Here is a 14537-nt window from a genome sequence, read left to right as displayed (position 1 = left end):
AATGATTACGAACGATTCCAGCTTCCAGGTCAGTACCGACCAGTCCCGGCTCGATATTCCGATGATCTACCGCTTCCTCAGTGAGCAGTCGACCTGGGCGGTGGGCATTTCCCGTCCGACCGTCGAGCGCGCCATCGAGAATTCGCTGTGCTTCGGTGGCTACCTCGATGGCCGCCAGATGGCGTTCGCCCGCGTGATCACCGACTACGCCACCTTCGCCAACCTGGTGGACGTCTTCGTCTTGCCCGAGTACCGGGGGGAAGGCTATGGCAAGCAGCTGATCGGCGTGGTGCTGGGCCACCCCAGCCTGCAGAAGCTGCGCCGCTTCACGCTGGCCACCAAGGATTCGCATGGCTTGTACGAACGCTTCGGGTTTACCGCGCCCTTGTATCCAGAGACATTGATGGAGCGTTACTTTCCCAACATCTATTTATCCTGAGCGTACTCAACATGGCGACGTGGATCTGGAATCAGGCTTACTCTGATGGCTCATCAGAGGAAGTCCTATGTTCCGATTCGTCGTCCATGCCGTAATCACGCTGGCATTGCTGGCGAGTAGCGCCAGCCATGCCGCCGACAGGGCACCCGTACCGCCGAAAGGCTCGCTCGTCATCATCGGCGGCGCGCTGCGTGCCGATAACGATGCCGTGTGGGAACGCATCGTCCAGCTTGCGGGCGGAAAAGGCGCGCGCATTGCCGTGTTCGCCTCCGCCTCGGCCAGTCCCGAGCGCGCCGGCGGCTACCTGGTAGAACGCCTGAACCGGTATGGCGCGGACGCCTTCTTCGTGCCGGTTGCCCAGCACCTGCAGGGCGCCGACGTGCGCGCCGCCGCCGACGATCCCAAGCTGGCCGACCAGGTGCGCGCGGCCGGCGGCGCCTATTTCTCGGGTGGCGACCAGGGCCGCATTACCAGCGCCCTGCGCCGGCCCGACGGCAGCAATACGCAGGTGCTCGAGGCGCTGTGGGACATGTACCGGCGCGGCGGCGTGATCGCCGGCTCGAGCGCCGGCGCGGCCATCATGAGCAGCACCATGTTCGGCCATCCGCGCTCGATCCTGTCCACACTCCAGCATGGCGTCGACGACGGCCGCCAGATCACACGCGGCCTGGGTTTCATCGGCGACGACGTCTTCATCGACCAGCACCTGCTGGTGCGCGGACGCTTCGCGCGCATGCTGCCGGCCATGCTGGCCAAGGGCTACAAGATCGGCCTGGGGATCGACGAGAACACGGCGATGGTCGTGGGGCCGAAACGCGAGGTCGAAGTGATCGGCTACCGCGGCGCGCTGCTGGTCGACCTGAGCGAAGCGGCCACGCGCGACGGCAGCTTCAACCTCGCCAACGGGCGCCTGAGCTACCTCGACAACGGCGACCGCTTCAACCTGGCCACCAAGACGTTCACCCCGGCGCCCGAGAAGGCGCATGGCAAGGTCGACACCAAGAAGCCGTACTGGCGCGGACCGCTGTTCTCGGCCGATATCCTCGGCAATGGCACGGTGGTGGACCTCATGGCCAAGCTGATCGACAGCGACCAGGTCGACGCGATCGGACTGTCGCTGGACAGCCCCAATGCCGAACGGCCCGACCTCGGCTTCGAGTTCAAGCTCAGTCGGGTCGGCGAGAGCGTGGGCTACCAGTCGGCGTTCAGCGAAGCCTATTCGGTCTACAACGTGCGGCTCGATATCCGGCCGATCGTGGTGCAGCGGCCTTTGTACCAATACCGGTAGTTGCCACGACAGTCAGTCGCAGCGCCACTGCAGGCGCTCGCCCAGCACCTGTTCTTGTGCGTCGATCAGCGGCACGTTCGGATCGTGGCCGGCGCGCGGCACCTCGACCAGCGACTTGTCCGGCGCGGTAATCGACTCGAACCAGCGCCGCGTGACCCGCGGCTCGGTCAGCAGGTCCTCCTTGCCCTGCACCAGGTGCACGGGCAGCTCGAAGCGCGATCCAAGGGCGTACAGGTCGGTGGTCGACGCCATGCCGTCGCCTTTCCAGCCGACGTACTTGAGGAACGAGTAATCCTCACCGGCCGTGTAGTCGGCCTGCGCCTGCGGCGTCGCGTAGCGCGGCAGCACCTCGTACCAGGCGCGCGGCGTGGGATCGGTCACCCAGGCCTCGTATTTGCGCACGGCGCGGCGCACGACGCCGAAGTTGCGGGGATTGGTCCATGGCGGCGGCCCAAGCGCTTCGAGCTGGGTGATGGTTGCCGTGTCGCCGGCGGCGCGCGCACGCTCGAGCAGCGAGCCCCAGGTGGTCATGTTCGCGCGCTGGCCGACTAGCTGGGATAAGCCAACGTACGCGCAGAACAGCTGGGGACTTTGCTTGGCCATGTGCACGCCGATCATCGACCCCCACGAGCTACCCAGCAGGATCACCTTGCGCTTGCCGAAGCGCTGCGCCAGGTAGCGCGCCACATCGATGCCGTCGTCGCGGATCTGCCCGACGCTCAGGGGCACGTCCTCGTCGGGGCGGTTGCGGCCCCAGGTCATGCCGCTGCCGCGCTGGTCCCACTGCGCCAGCGTGACGCGCTTGCGCCACGGCGCGTAGGGGCCGGCGCCATAAAGCGAGGTCGGGTTGCCGGGGCCGCCATGCACGTACAGCAGGACCGGATTGGCGCAGTCGTCGCCGCTGACCGTGACCCACTGCTCGATGCCGCCGACGTTCACGAAGCCGCTTTCGTCGACGGGTTGGCCGGGCTTGCAGGCGGGAGCGGCGTGGGCGAACGAGGCCGCGAACAGGGGGATGAGGAGGCAGGCGCGCAGGCGGGGCATGGATAGACGGGTCGGTAGGGAAGGACGATCGAGTCTGGCGGCTGACCCTTCCTGCGTCAATGCGCCATGCATGGCGTTGAAAGGGAGACTGCCGCGGCGATGGATGCCAGGCTTACAATATCCCGGTCTACTTTCGAGGAAATCGCGATGCGCCTGTTCCACTCCTTCGTCGCGCTGCTGCTTGGCGCACTTGCTTCTATCGCCAGCGCCGCCCAACCGGCCACGGTCCGTCTCGACTACACCCATGGCGGCAATGCGCTGTCCGACCATTACGCCATCGAGCGCGTGGTGATCGAGCCGCTGCCCTGGCCGGGCAGCATGGCGCGCAACCTCGACGACACCAACCGTGGCCAGAACCGCGTGGAGGTGGTCGACGCGAAAACCGGCGACCTGCTGTACTCGCGCGGCTTCTCGACCGTGTTCGGCGAGTGGCGCACGACCGGGGAAGCAAGCCGGATCAGCCGCGCGTTCCAGGAGTCGGTGCGCTTTCCGCGATTCGAGCAGCCGGTGCGGGTGCGCATCCTCAAGCGCGACGAGCGCAACCAGTTTTCGGTGGCCTGGAGCGTCGAGGTCGATCCGAACGCGCAGGACGTGATCCGGCGCCAGCCGCCGGCCCTGGCGAAACCGATCGCGATCCATGCGAGCGGGCAGTCGGCCGACAAGGTCGACCTCCTGATCCTGGGCGACGGCTACACGCAAAAGGACATGAAGAAATTCGAGCAGGACGCACGGCGCCTGACGAAGCATCTGTTCTCGGTGTCGCCGTTTCGCGAACGCGCGCAGGATTTCAACGTCTGGGCGATGGCGGTGCCGACCGAGAAATCCGGCATCAGCCGTCCGTCGACCGGCGTGCACAATCCATCGGCGCTGGGCACGCGCTACGATATCTTCGGCAGCGAGCGCTATGTGCTCACGCTCGACAACCGCGCGCTGCGCGACATCGCCCAGCACGCGCCCTATGAATTCATCGAGATCCTGGTAAACAACGAGACGTATGGCGGGGGCGGCATCTTCGGCCAGTTCAGCACCGCGGCGGCGAGCAACGACTGGTCTGGCTACCTGTTCGTGCACGAATTCGGCCACCACTTCGCCGGCCTGGCCGACGAGTACTACACCTCGCCGGTGGCCTACCAGCCGGCCAGCGGCCGCATGGAGCCGTGGGAGCCGAACGTCACCGCGCTGCGCGATCCGGCCAACCTCAAATGGAAGCGCCACGTGAAGGATGGGACGCCGCTGCCGACGCCGTGGCCCAAGGCTGAATATGAGGAAGCGTCGCGCGCCTACCAGAAAAGGCGCGCCGCGCTGCGGGCCGAGAATCGTCCCGAATCCGAGATGAGCGCCTTGTTCCATGAAGACCTCGAGCGCACGAACGCGCTGTTCGCGCAGCAGCCGCACCGGCACACGATCGGCGCCTTCGAAGGTGCGAACTACGAGGCCAGCGGGTACTACCGGCCGGCGATGCAATGCCTTATGTTCGACCGCAGCGAAACCTTCTGCCCGGTATGCCAGGAAGGCATCGGCGCCATCATCGATCTCCATGCGGGGACGAAGCAGCGGTAATCTTTGCTTACAACTCTGACAATTTGACTGTGGCCTGGCTAACAGACCCGGCGATGCGATCGGCCTATTCTGGAATCACTGAAGAACAACAACGACTGCACAGGCAACCCGCTCTGTGCAGAGACCACCAGAAAGGAAACACATCATGAACAAACTGCTCGCCACCCTCATCGCCGGCCTGATGGCTACCGCTGCCCATGCACAAACCACCGCGCCAGCGACCACCGCCGCCGACAATCGCATCGTCAAGGCAGAAGCCAATGCCGAGAAAGACGTGATCAAGGCTGAACAGAAAGAAATCAAGACCGCGATCAAGGCGGACGAAAAAGTGAACAAGACCATGGCCAAGGCCGCCGAGACCAAGTCGAAGGCCCATGCCAACCTGGTCGAGTCGCACACCGACGCAGCGGCGAACGTGGCCAAGGCCGATCCGGAAGACCGCGCCAAGGCGATGGCCAAGGCTGAAGAGAAAGTGGCAGACGCCAATCTGAAAGCCGAGAAGAAAATGATCAAGGCCGACGAAAAAGTGCTGAAGGCACAAGTCGACGCGGCAGCCGACAAGGCCACTGCTGCGGCCAAGACCGAGCAGGTGCGTGCCGAAGCGCAAGCCGAGGTGCACAAGGCCGCAGCCCGTAACTAAGCCCCTGGCTTGAAACGACAATGCCGGCTCGCGCCGGCATTTTTTTTGATCAGCAGGAATGGTCGGGGTTACGAACCGTCGGCCGCCCGCATCGCCAAGTCCGCCGCCTTCAGTCGCGCCGACAAGGCCTTGCCCTTGCGCGCCCGCTTGCCGAAGTGCGGCTCCAGTCCCGACGCGAACAACTCGACGGTACGCGCCTTGTCCCCGGCCCAGGTGCCAACCACATTCACACCCTTCTGGCTGATCGGCTGCGCGGCCAGCATCTTCTCTTTCGGCTCCAGTTCCATCAGGATCACGCCCCGGCCGCCATTGGTCAGCACCTTCATCTCGTCGATACCGAACACCAGCACGCGGCCCTTCTCCGACAGGCAGGCAATCGCACCGGCAGTATCCGACACCACCCGCGGCGGCAACGGCGCAGCACCGTCGTTCAAGGTGATGAACGACTTGCCACCCTTCAGGCGGCTGACCATATCGCCGGCCTTGGTAATGAACCCGAACGCATCCGAGGTCGAGATCAGCAGGCGTGTCTCCGGATTGCCGGCGAAGTAGTGCAGGATCCGCACACCACCCGACAAATCGACCAGCGTCGTGATCGGCACCCCGTCGCCACGCGACCCAGGGAGCGCCGCCACCGGCACCGAATACACCTTGCCGTTGTCGCCCACGCCCAGCAGATGATCCACCGTGCGGCACTCGAAGGCCTTGTACAGCGAATCGCCGGCCTTGAAGGTGAACTGCGCCGGATCGTGGCCGATGCCGGTACGCGCGCGCACCCAGCCTTTTTCCGACACGATCACCGTCACCGGCTCGTCGATGACCTTCTGCTCGGCCACCGCGCGCTGTGCTTCCTCGATGATGGTGCGGCGGTCGTCGCCGAACTGCTTGGCGTCGGCTTCGATTTCGCGAATGATCAGGCGCTTCATCGACGACGGGTTCTCGAGGATGTCCTCGAGTTTCGCCTTGTCGGTGCGCAGCTCGGCCAGCTCCTGCTGGATCTTGATCGCTTCCAGGCGCGCCAGCTGGCGCAGGCGGATCTCGAGGATGTCTTCGGCCTGGCGTTCGCTCAGGCGGAATTCCTCGATCAGCGCCGCCTTGGGCTCATCCGAATTGCGGATGATGGCGATCACCTTGTCGATGTTCAGCAAGACCGTCTCGCGGCCTTCCAGGATGTGGATGCGGTCGTTGACCTTGCCCAGCTTGAATTCGGTCCGGCGGCGCACGGTCACGAAGCGGTAGTCGATCCACTCCTGCAGGATCGCCGTCAAGCCCTTCTGGCGCGGACGGCCGTCGCCGCCGATCATCACGAGGTTGATCGGGCTTGAAGACTCGAGCGAGGTGTGCGCGAGCAGCATCAGCATGAACTCGCCCTGGTCGACGTTCTTCGACTTCGGCTCGAACACCAGGCGCACCGGGGCGTCGCGGCCCGATTCGTCGCGCACCGCGTCGAGCGCGCCGAGGATCGTGTTCTTCAGCGCCAGCTGCTCGGGCAGCAGCGCCTTCTTGCCGGCCTTGACCTTCGGGTTGGTCAGTTCTTCGATTTCTTCCAGCACGCGCTGCGACGAGCAGCCCGGCGGCAGTTCATGGACCACCGCCTGCCACTGGCCGCGCGCCAGTTCTTCGATCTTCCAGCGCGCGCGCACCTTCATCGAGCCGCGGCCGACCGCGTACATGTCGGCGATCGCTGATGCCGGGGTGATGATCTGGCCGCCGCCCGGGAAGTCCGGGCCGGGGATCAGCGTCATCAGTTCGGCGTGGGTGATCTTGGGGTTGCGGATCATCGTTACCGCCGCTGTCGCGACTTCGCGCAGATTGTGCGAGGGGATCTCGGTGGCCAGGCCGACCGCGATGCCCGAGGCGCCGTTGAGCAGCACCATCGGCAGGCGTGCCGGCAGGGTGCGCGGTTCAAGGGTCGAGCCATCGTAGTTGGGCTGGTAGTCGACCGTGCCCATGTCGATTTCGTCCATCAGGAGGCGCGAGATCGGGGTCAGGCGGGCTTCGGTATAGCGCATTGCCGCCGCGCCGTCGCCGTCGCGCGAGCCGAAATTGCCCTGGCCGTCGATCAGCGGGTAGCGCAGCGAAAAGTCCTGCGCCATGCGCACCAGCGCGTCGTACACCGACTGGTCGCCGTGCGGGTGCAGCTTGCCGAGCACGTCCCCGACCACGGCCGCGGACTTGCGCGGCTTGGCGGTCGGGCCCAGGCCCAGTTCGTTCATCGCGTACAGGATGCGGCGCTGGACCGGCTTCTGGCCGTCCGACACGTCCGGCAGGGCGCGGCCCTTGACCACCGAGACGGCGTAGTCGAGGTAGGCGCGCTCGGCGAAGGTGGACAGGGTGAGCGTCTCGACGTCCGAGGGCTCGTGTTGCTGTTCAAAGAGACTTGGTTGATTCGTCATGATGTGTGTTCGGTTGCTCGCGTGGGCGGACGATTAGATATCCGCCTCGGTCTCGTTACCGTGTTCCTCGATCCAGGCGCGGCGTGCGGCGGCTTCGCCCTTGCCCATCAGCATATTGAAACGCGATGCCGATTCGGCCAGGTCGTACTGGCCGAACGATACCGGCAGCAGGCGGCGCGTGTCCGGGTTCATCGTCGTTTCCCACAGCTGCTCGGCGTTCATCTCGCCCAGGCCCTTGAAGCGCGAAATGCTCCATACGCCTTCCTTCAGGCCTTCTTTCTTGAGCTTGTCCTCGATCGCCAGCAGCTCGCCATCGTCCAGCGCATACAGCTTCTGGATCGGCTTCTTGCCGCGCGCCGGCACGTCGACGCGGTAAAGCGGCGGACGCGCGATGCAGATATTCCCGTTGCGGAACAGGGCCGGGAAGTGCTTGAAGAACAGCGTCAAGAGCAGCACCTGGATGTGCGAACCGTCGACGTCGGCATCCGACAGGATGCAGATCTTCCCGTAGCGCAGGCTGGTCAGGTCGGGCGAGTCGTTCGGTCCGTGCGGATCGACGCCGATTGCCACCGAGATATCGTGGATCTCGTTGTTGGCGAACAGGCGATCACGGTCGGTCTCCCACGAGTTGAGCACCTTGCCGCGCAGCGGCAGGATGGCCTGGAATTCCTTGTCGCGGCCCATCTTGGCCGAACCGCCGGCCGAATCGCCCTCGACCAGGAACAGTTCATTGCGGGTGATGTCGCTCGACTCGCAATCGGTCAGCTTGCCCGGCAACACGGCCACGCCGGACGATTTCTTCTTCTCGACTTTTTGCAGCGAGCGCAGGCGCGACTGGGCCTGCTTGATCACCAGCTCGGCCAGCTTCTTGCCGTATTCGACGTGCTGGTTCAGCCACAATTCGAGCGGCGGCTTGGTAAACGTCGAGACCAGCTTGAGCGCATCGCGCGAGTTCAGGCGTTCCTTGGTCTGGCCCTGGAACTGCGGGTCCAGCACCTTGGCCGACAGCACGAACGAGACGCGCGCGAAGACGTCTTCGGGCAGCAGCTTGACACCCTTCGGCAGCAGGCCATGCAGCTCGACGAAATTCTTCACGGCGCCGAACAGGCCGTCGCGCAGGCCGGCTTCGTGGGTGCCGCCGCTCACGGTCGGGATCAGGTTGACGTAGGACTCGCGCACCACGCCGCCTTCCTCGGTCCAGGCCACGACCCAGTCCGCGCCTTCGCCCTCGGCGAAGCTGTCGTCGCCCGCGGCGGCGAACTGCGCGCCTTCGAACAGCGGGATCAGGGTCTCGCCGCTCGAGCTCTGGGCCAGCGCTTCGTTCAGGTAGCCGCGCAGGCCTTCATCGTAGCGCCAGGTCTGGACATCGCCGGTCTTGCCGTTGGTGAGCGTGACGGTCACGCCCGGCAACAGCACCGCCTTCGAGCGCAGCAGGCGCTGCAGGTCGCCCAGCGGGATGTTCGGGGAGTCGAAATATTTGCCGTCGGGCCAGGCGGTGACGCGGGTGCCGTTCTTCTTGCCGCCGCGTTCGGCTGGCGAAGAGGTCAGCGGCTCGATCACGTCGCCGTCGGCAAACACCAGCTTGTGCTGGCCGTTGCCCTGGTCGTCCTTGCGCCACACCTCGATCTCGAGGCGCTTGGACAGCGCATTGGTGACCGAGACGCCGACGCCGTGCAGGCCGCCCGAGAAGGCGTAGGCGCCGCCCGAGCCCTTGTCGAACTTGCCGCCGGCGTGCAGGCGGGTGAACACGATCTCGACCGTGGACACGCCTTCTTCCGGGTGGATGCCGACCGGGATGCCGCGACCGTCATCCTCGACCGTGATCGAACCGTCGGGGTTCAGGGTCACGCCGATGTTCTTGCAGTGACCGCCCAGCGCTTCGTCCGAGGCGTTGTCGATCACTTCCTGGATGATGTGGAGCGGGTTCTCCGTCCGGGTATACATGCCCGGACGCTGTTTCACAGGTTCGAGTCCCTTGAGGACGCGGATGGATGATTCGCTGTAGTCTGGAACGGGTTTCTTGGAGGCCATCTTGAAGATTGTTTGTCGAATGCTCCGGCATTCTAACTTGTCGGGAGGAAAAGGTTGGGCTTTTTTACTGTTTAAATATACAGTAGTTTTCGCTGTGACGTGCTTTTCGCTTCGCACGTTTGTGCTAGATTAAGTCGGATTGTCACGGCGATGCCAGGGAGGGGCGCTACCGATGTACATGGCCAGCTATCAGTTCACCGTCCGCCTGCTCGGGTTTACCCCGGGCGAAACCGCGCGACTCGAAGCCTTGCTGGCGCAGGCGCCGGGCGTGGGACCGTCGTATTCTTGCCTGCATGACGACAGTTTGCAAGAGCCGGACCTGTATATCGCCAACGGCGACAGTCCGACCGCGCTGACCAGGCTCGGCTGCCTGCCGCCCGGATCGCTGCAGCCGGCGCTCGTCATCGGCAATCCCGATGCCGGCCCCTGGCGCACGCTGGCGCGGCCGGTCGAGCCCTTGCAACTGTACGCGGCGCTGGCCGATCTGCTCGATAGCCGGGTTCATGTCCTGGTGCAGCAGAGCACCCACACCCGGCGCGTGCTGGCCGAGCGGCGGCGCCGTCCGCGCCTGGCGCCGGACTGCGAAACGCCCGCATTCTACGCGCGCCAGCGCCGCGGCCCCGTAGATGGGGCCGTCCTGATCGTCGACAAGGAGTGCAAGCTGCGCAACCAGGTGGCGCGCGTGCTCGGACCGCGCCGGGTGCCGGTGGAATGGACCGACAGCCTGTGCGCCGCGGTGCACCTGTGCGACGAAACGCCGGTCTCGCTCGTCTTGATCAACACTGCGGCGAGCGGCATCGAACCATACGATCTGTGCAGTTCGATCAAGTCGCAGCAGGGGGCGCAGCGGACGCCGGTCGTGTTCCTGGTCGAGCAATCCTTTCACTACGATAGCGTCCGCGCACGCCGCGCCGGCGCGCGCGGCATGCTGGCGACGCCGGTCGCCGGCCGCCACTGGATGCTGACTTTCCAGAAGCTGCTGGACTTGCCGGTGTAGGCGGCACGCGACGTTTTGTAACAACTTTATATCGTGCGCAGTGATGGCGAAGTTATATTAATAACCATGGCTGAAGACGATAAAATCAAGCGCAACGATGACCCGAACGCGGACATCGACGAGCGCCGCGAGACACGTGTACGCGTGCCCGATCGCCGCGCCAGCGGCGGCCAGACCGCGCGCGGGCCGGCGCGCTACCTGCGCGATGGCGACAATGCGGTCGCGCTGGCCGGCAGGGTCATCACCTCGCGTTTTCGCTCCTTGCGCGAACGCTTCAACCGCGATTTCATGCAGCGCACCCTGCACATCGGCGTCTCGGCCCGTATCTTCCATCCCGAGGCCGGGGCCAAGGGACTGCTCAGCAAGAACCTGCAGTACCTCGAAGAGTCGATCGCCCAGTGGGTGATGTCGCGTGATGTGCTGGTGTTCATGATCCCCACCGTCAATACCAACGGCTTGCTCCACCCCAGCAATATCACCCTGCGCCACTATGCGCGCCACCTCGACGGCCTGGTGCTGCAGGGCGGGGCCGACGTGGCGCCGCAAACGTATTCCGAAACCCCGACCCGCCCCGAATGGAGCGGCGACCGCGCGCGCGACGTGTACGAGCTCGAACTGCTGCACGAATTCGTCGATGCCGGCAAGCCGGTGCTGGGCGTATGCCGCGGTTGCCAGCTGATCAATGTGGCCTTCGGCGGCACCCTGCACCAGGACGTCGCCACCGACATGCCCGATGCGCTGGCCCATGTACACGATCTGTACGATGCGCACCGCCACGCCATCGTGTTCCCCAAGGGCTCGTCACTGGGCCGCATGTTCCCCAAGGTCGAGAAAGCGATGGTCAACTCGATCCACCACCAGGCGGTCAAGGACCTCGGGCGCGATATCCGCATCGAGGCCATGTCCGAGCCTGACGGCATCGTCGAGGCGATCCGCTACCAGCGCGCCAACTTCGTCATGGGCCTGCAGTGGCACCCCGAATTCCATCGCGCCGGAGGCGTCGACCTGCTCGATTGCACGCCGGTGCTCGACGAATTCCTGCGTGCCGCGCGTGAAACCCGGCTGTAATTCCCGGCATTAGTTGCTGCCAAGAATCGACTGCCGCCAGTCCCCCTCCATACCGCGATTCGCTTGCCGAAAACGCTTGCTTTCGCCGCGCGCCGCGTGAATAATGAAATGAGAATCATTCTCATCTCGTTGTAATTCACGCTTGACCGTTGCGCACCGCAACCGCTTTTTGGGAGACGCTTGCATGACCATTTCCACCGCACACACGACGTCGTCGGAACCGCGCAGCCAGGACGTGCTGCTGGTCGCTTCGCTATTGCACCTGATGTCGAACTACACGACGCGCGGTGACGGCGAGCAGCCCTGCGTGAAGCTGGCCTCGGTGATCGAGCGCCACCTGTGCGCGCTGTCGCGCCTGCCGACCATCGACCCGGTGCTGCGCGCCACCTGCGAGCAGCTGGCCGACCAGTGGGCGGTCGTGGTCGACGCCAAACTGCCGCCGCCAGCGCCAGCGCGCCAGCCTTTGCTGGCGCGCTTCATGAAGGGCGGCTGGGCCGGCAAGGCCGCGCCGCTGGCCGGCTGACAGGGCGGTCTAGGTGCGGCCACCGCGGAAATGCTGGATCGCCGCGTTGACCATGCCCTCGACGCTGCCTTCGCGCTCCGCGTGGCGGCGCAGGATGGTGGCGTCGCTGCCGTCGTGCACGGCCGCCGCCAGGTGGCGCAGGGCTTCCACGCTGCCCAGCGCTTCGGCATGCGGCAGCATTTTTTCGAGCGTGGCCAGGATGTCTTCGCGCATCGGCACGTTGTCGTAGGTTTTTGGATGCGTGATGCTGCCTTCCAGGCCGAAGCGGCAGGCCTGGAAGCGGTTGTAGTTGTAGACCAGGTAGTCGTCTTCTACAGGCATGTCCTCTACAAGTGCTTGTTCTTTCTTTTCCAGCAGGTGCCGGCACAGCGCCTGCAGGTAGCCGGCCAGCGCCGCCGCCCGTTCCACCGTCAGCGGCGTGTCGCACACGCGCAGCTCGATGGTGCCGTACTCGGGTTTCGGCCGCAGGTCCCAATAAAAGTCCTTCATGCTCTTGATGATATTGGTGCGCTCCATCTTGGCAAAATAAACGTCGGTGAACTCTTGCCAGGTGAGCGTGAACGGCGCACGGCCGCTCATCGGGAAAGCGAACACGGAGTTCAGCCGCGCCGATTCGAACAGGCTGTCATGGCCCTGGACGAAGGGCGACGACGCCGACAGCGCGATGAAGTGCGGCAGGTAGCGGTTCAGCGCATGCAGCAGGTACAGCGCGTCGTCGCCGTTGGCGCAGCCGATGTGCACGTGCTGGCCGAACACCGTGAACTGCTTGGCCAGGTAGCCGTACAACTGCGACAGGTATTCATAGCGCGGCTTGGCCGAGATGCGCTGGTCGGACCAGTGCTGGAACGGGTGCGTGCCGCCGCCGGCGATGCCGATATTGAGCACGTCGCTGGCCGCGACCAGGGTGTCGCGGATCTCGGTCAGTTCGGCCAGCAGCGGCGCGTATTCGGTGTGCACGCTCGAGTTAATCTCGATCATGCTCTCGGTGATCTCGGGCGTGACGTTGCCCGGGAAGGGTTTGCGCGTCAACAGGTGCATCAGGTCGGGGCTGGCGGCGGTCAGGTTGAAATCCGACAGGCTGACCAGCTGCAGTTCCAGCTCGACCCCGAAGGTGAGTGGCTGCGAGGGATTGAAGGCTTCAAGCGGCATGGGTCGACTCCGGTGCTTCGCGCGCCCAGATCAGCGCGCGCTGGATGATGATCGGACCGAAGACTTCGAGCAGCATGGTCACGGCCGCCATCGCATACAGTTCTTCGACCACTTTCAGGCCGGCATAGCGCGCGTGCTCGAGCAGCAGGATCACGAACACGGCCAGCGGCGCCAGTCCGAGGCCGGTGAGCGCGCCCTTGCGCCAGGTGACGCCCGACAGCTGGGCGAACGCCGTCACCCCAAGCACCTTGGCGACCATGCGCACCAGCACCACGCTGATCGCGAGCGCCGTGCCGGCGGTGACCAGGCGCCAGTCGAGCGTGGAGGCGGCATAGACGAACAGCAGCACGGTCAGCACCTCGCCCAGCGCGCCGAAATTGCGCTGGGTCTGGGTGAAGGCCACGCGGCGGTAGCGCACCGTCAGGCCGAAGGCCAGCGCCGCCACCACCGGCGACATGCCCGAGACCTCACAGACCGACACCAGCAGGATGACCGCCAGGGCAAAGGCGACGGTGGTATCCTGCTGCGGATTGCCGATCGCACGCAGCAGGCTCGGGGTCACCACGCCGAAGATGGCGCCGACCAGGATCGAGCCGGCCAGCATCACCAGGCTTTGCCACAGGGCTTCGCCGACAGCGTCGTAGGTGTGGAACAGCCAGATGCCGATGATGACGTTGAAGGCGAATACCGACAGCACGCAGTTCTGGGCCGACAGGTGCAGCACGCGTTCGGTCATCTGGCCCGAGCTTTTCTGCTCATTGACGACCCGCACCACGGTGGCGGGCGAGGTCGCCATCGACAGCGCGGCCATCAGGAGGGCCGTCAGCTGGCCGGTGCCGAAGGCGCTGGCGACAAAATAGACGAGGATGAAGGTCAATCCTGCCTCGACCAGGCCCGCCACGCCGATCCAGGGATTGTTGACCAGCCAGCGCAGGTTGATGCGGTTGCCGAGTTCGAACAGGATCAGGCCGAAGGCGACATTGGCCAACAGCGAGACCGGTCCCAGGTCGGGGGCGGGCAGGGCGCCGATCTGCGTGCTGCCAAGGGCGAAGCCGACCAGGCCATAGAAACTGATGCGCGGCAGGCCGGTCCAGCGCTGGCCGAATTCACCGGCCAGCCAGGCGAGTACGATCGCCAGCGGCCACGCAAGGCTTGTCAACAAGGACAGCAGGTCTGGCATTCGTTGTTCCCCTCGATTCTTATGTTCGGTGCGCGCTTGCCATGCAGTGTAGACGGAGTCTACAAGCCGGCGGGGCAAGCACGATTGTCCTGGCTCGCCCGTCCACGCGCCTTGTGTTGAAGCACGGCGAGCGGCGGGCGAGTGGCTCGATCATAGCGATTCCAGCGGGGCCGTCCGTGTCCGCACTAACACAGTGTGGCAAGACATTATTTGCTATGGGGT

13 protein-coding genes are annotated in these 14537 nt (G+C 65.0%); 7 read left to right on the top strand and 6 right to left on the bottom strand.

The features are described from left to right. The first annotated feature begins 1 nt into the window (after position 1). Positions 2 to 439 (top strand): GNAT family N-acetyltransferase, encoded by a 438-nt coding sequence (locus AC56KW_RS02845; RefSeq protein WP_497169216.1) that lies wholly within the window; start codon positions 2 to 4, stop codon positions 437 to 439. Positions 440 to 506: 67 nt separating this feature from the next. After that, entirely contained in the window at positions 507 to 1727 is a 1221-nt protein-coding gene (locus AC56KW_RS02840; RefSeq protein WP_497169215.1) for a cyanophycinase, read from the top strand. Between the two features lie 12 nt (positions 1728 to 1739). Here the strand turns inward: AC56KW_RS02840 and AC56KW_RS02835 are convergent, their stop codons facing one another. Next, positions 1740 to 2771 (bottom strand): alpha/beta fold hydrolase, encoded by a 1032-nt coding sequence (locus AC56KW_RS02835; RefSeq protein ID WP_497169214.1) that lies wholly within the window; start codon positions 2769 to 2771, stop codon positions 1740 to 1742. Positions 2772 to 2918: 147 nt separating this feature from the next. Here AC56KW_RS02835 and AC56KW_RS02830 point away from each other — a divergent pair, with 147 nt between their 5' ends. After that, positions 2919 to 4331: an IgA Peptidase M64 gene (locus tag AC56KW_RS02830; RefSeq protein ID WP_497169213.1), complete on the top strand. Its 1413-nt coding sequence runs from the start codon at positions 2919 to 2921 to the stop codon at positions 4329 to 4331. A 145-nt stretch (positions 4332 to 4476) separates the two neighbouring features. Continuing rightward, positions 4477 to 4971, top strand: coding sequence for a hypothetical protein (locus AC56KW_RS02825; RefSeq protein WP_497169212.1), 495 nt, complete (start codon positions 4477 to 4479; stop codon positions 4969 to 4971). A 68-nt stretch (positions 4972 to 5039) separates the two neighbouring features. Here the strand turns inward: AC56KW_RS02825 and parC are convergent, their stop codons facing one another. Continuing rightward, on the bottom strand, positions 5040 to 7367 hold the full coding sequence (gene parC, locus AC56KW_RS02820; protein ID WP_497169211.1) for a DNA topoisomerase IV subunit A: 2328 nt from the start codon (positions 7365 to 7367) through the stop codon (positions 5040 to 5042). Positions 7368 to 7400: 33 nt separating this feature from the next. After that, entirely contained in the window at positions 7401 to 9398 is a 1998-nt protein-coding gene (locus tag AC56KW_RS02815; RefSeq protein ID WP_497169210.1) for a DNA topoisomerase IV subunit B, read from the bottom strand. A 178-nt stretch (positions 9399 to 9576) separates the two neighbouring features. Between AC56KW_RS02815 and AC56KW_RS02810 the strand changes: the two genes are divergently transcribed. Together AC56KW_RS02810 and AC56KW_RS02805 are read left to right on the top strand one after the other, a co-directional pair. Further along, the gene (locus AC56KW_RS02810; protein ID WP_497169209.1) at positions 9577 to 10395 is read left to right on the top strand and encodes a response regulator; all 819 of its coding nucleotides are present in this window, start codon (positions 9577 to 9579) and stop codon (positions 10393 to 10395) included. A 66-nt stretch (positions 10396 to 10461) separates the two neighbouring features. After that, positions 10462 to 11463: a gamma-glutamyl-gamma-aminobutyrate hydrolase family protein gene (locus AC56KW_RS02805; protein ID WP_497169208.1), complete on the top strand. Its 1002-nt coding sequence runs from the start codon at positions 10462 to 10464 to the stop codon at positions 11461 to 11463. Between the two features lie 9 nt (positions 11464 to 11472). Here AC56KW_RS02805 and AC56KW_RS02800 read toward each other — a convergent pair whose 3' ends face one another. Next, positions 11473 to 11649 carry a hypothetical protein gene (locus AC56KW_RS02800; protein ID WP_497169207.1) on the bottom strand — a complete coding sequence of 59 codons (177 nt, stop codon included), beginning with the start codon at positions 11647 to 11649 and terminating at the stop codon, positions 11473 to 11475. Here AC56KW_RS02800 and AC56KW_RS02795 point away from each other — a divergent pair. After that, complete coding sequence (locus tag AC56KW_RS02795; RefSeq protein ID WP_497169206.1) at positions 11648 to 11986, top strand: hypothetical protein; 339 nt, start codon at positions 11648 to 11650, stop codon at positions 11984 to 11986. The genes AC56KW_RS02800 and AC56KW_RS02795 overlap by 2 nt on opposite strands. Before the next feature lie 9 nt (positions 11987 to 11995). Here AC56KW_RS02795 and AC56KW_RS02790 read toward each other — a convergent pair whose 3' ends face one another. Continuing rightward, positions 11996 to 13135 (bottom strand): YbdK family carboxylate-amine ligase, encoded by a 1140-nt coding sequence (locus tag AC56KW_RS02790; protein WP_497169205.1) that lies wholly within the window; start codon positions 13133 to 13135, stop codon positions 11996 to 11998. Further along, the gene (locus AC56KW_RS02785; protein ID WP_497169204.1) at positions 13125 to 14315 is read right to left on the bottom strand and encodes a cation:proton antiporter; all 1191 of its coding nucleotides are present in this window, start codon (positions 14313 to 14315) and stop codon (positions 13125 to 13127) included. Before AC56KW_RS02785 ends, AC56KW_RS02790 begins: the two co-directional genes overlap by 11 nt. Positions 14316 to 14537 lie beyond the last annotated feature (222 nt).

Source organism: Telluria sp. RT2P19 (assembly GCF_059685725.1).
The sequence above is the reverse complement of the archived record's forward strand: the minus strand, read 5'-3'. Positions and strand labels throughout refer to the sequence as shown.